This is a genomic window from Pseudoalteromonas sp. OANN1 (assembly GCF_024124685.1).
In the GTDB taxonomy this organism is placed as follows: Bacteria; Pseudomonadota; Gammaproteobacteria; order Enterobacterales; family Alteromonadaceae; genus Pseudoalteromonas; species Pseudoalteromonas piscicida.
On sequence record NZ_JAMXSE010000046.1, the window covers coordinates 1 to 1,846 of the forward strand.

Below are 1,846 nucleotides of genomic sequence, written 5' to 3' on the forward strand. Positions count from 1 at the left end.
TAACGAGCCTGTAGAATAACTCGTTTCAAATTTGTTTTTGTAATCAACAAACGATAACTGAGTTCCTATTTTAATTCAATCGTTTAGTTGGGTGTGAGTTGTTATTTTAGGGCGTTTTTTTAAGCTGGTTTGTTGTGGTTTGAGAGGCGTTTCGGAGCTGTTAGGTCAGGTTGTTCTTAGCTTACGACACCCTTTCTCGTAACTTTTCGATATTGTGAACAAGGCAGTATAGCTGCCATTGAGCATTGACTTTTACTTGGCCGCGTAATGTGAGCTTATTCATCCCTTTATTCACCGTGATGTTGCCGAATACTGGTTCGATACATCCAAGTCGTTTGCTGTATTGTCGTCGTCCTATTGGGCTGTCTATTTTTACTTTCATTTTGTCGATGTAACTGATTTTTTTGCGAGACTCATCACTCTTAAACTGTACTTGTCGCCCCGTTTTTATCGGTGGTTTTCGCATACATTGCTGTTGCAGGGGGCAGACTTTACAGTCTTTTAAGTAACCGCAGAATCGTGTGTATTGTTGATGATGGCTGTTTACATTGATACCACTTCGCCACATCTCATTGCCTGCGGGGCAGCGGCAGGTTTGTGTTACTTCATCATATTGGAAGTCGTCTGAGGTAAATAACCGTGGCTTGCCGTTACGCCGTTTTAATCGGCGCCTTTCTTGCGCTGTTTCGTAGGTTTCGCTCTCTTTAAACAGCGGGTTGCGTTTTCTAAATTGGTTATCAGCTATGTAAGTATCAAAGCCACTTTGCGCCATGAATTCAAGGTTCGCTTCACTATTAAATCCACTGTCTGCGGTAAATTTAATGGCCTGTTTGTGAGAGAATTTATCACTGTTCAGTTTTTCAAGTTGTCGTTTTAATTGCTCAACGGCTGGCTGCAGTGTTTGTTGCTCGCCCACCGAGCCCCATGCCTGTGCTTGTAGTATAATTTGATGTTTATCATCGTTTATCGCTATCCCGTTATAGCCTTGAATTGTGCCTTTTGACGTGGTCATTTTCGCGCTGTCTGGGTCGGTAATATTACTTTTAACCGGCTTACCTTTACTGCCTGTTTTCTCTTCGTGAGTAGCTAAGAACGCGGTGATTTTATCTGCACTTTTATCTAGCTTTTCTTTTTGCTTTAAGTCTTGAGTGACCAGCTCTTCACTTAAGCCATCTTGCGCTTGATGGCGCTCAATTATGCGTTTGCTTGCGCGTTCTAATTTGGCTTTTTTACGGCCTAGCTCATCGAATGTACCGCTCCACTCTTTACTTGCGTTGGACTTCAATTTGCACCCATCAATGGCAAACATATTGCGTCCTATCAAGCCTTCTTCATCACATATCATCAGCACTTGCGTAAATAGCGGTTCAATCTGTTCGTGCATTTTAGCCACAAAACCCGCTATTGATGTGTAATGCGGCTGAATATCACCCGACACACTCATAAATAAAATGTTTGTTTCACACGCTTTAGCAATTCGCCGACTACTGATTAAACCATGTGCATAGCCCAGTAAAATAACCTTTAACATCACCGCGGGCGGATACGCCGCAGCGCCTGTTTTGTCGTTGTTATACCAAGCGTCAAAGCCCGACAAGTCAAGCTTATTATCGACAATATAACAAAGCGCATATTCAAAGGTTCCCGGCAAAATTTGCTCAGCGAAATTGATTGGAATGAATTTATTTTGGCGGGATAAGTCTGGCTTATAGTTGGCCATAACAGATTACCGTGGGTGAATAATATCTATTAGATCACAGTAACCAACTCGATTCAAGGTTAAGAAACAGTCAATCCAAAACCAAGAATCCAGTACCTGAAAAGAGTAATTCTACAGCCTCAACGC

1 protein-coding gene is annotated in these 1,846 nt (G+C 42.2%); it reads right to left on the reverse strand.

Annotated features, from left to right (window positions below; genetic code table 11):
* Nucleotides 1–181 precede the first annotated feature (181 nt).
* Nucleotides 182–1,720, reverse strand: a complete 1,539-nt coding sequence (locus tag NH462_RS22780; protein WP_253107821.1) for a transposase — start codon at nucleotides 1,718–1,720, stop codon at nucleotides 182–184.
* Nucleotides 1,721–1,846 lie beyond the last annotated feature (126 nt).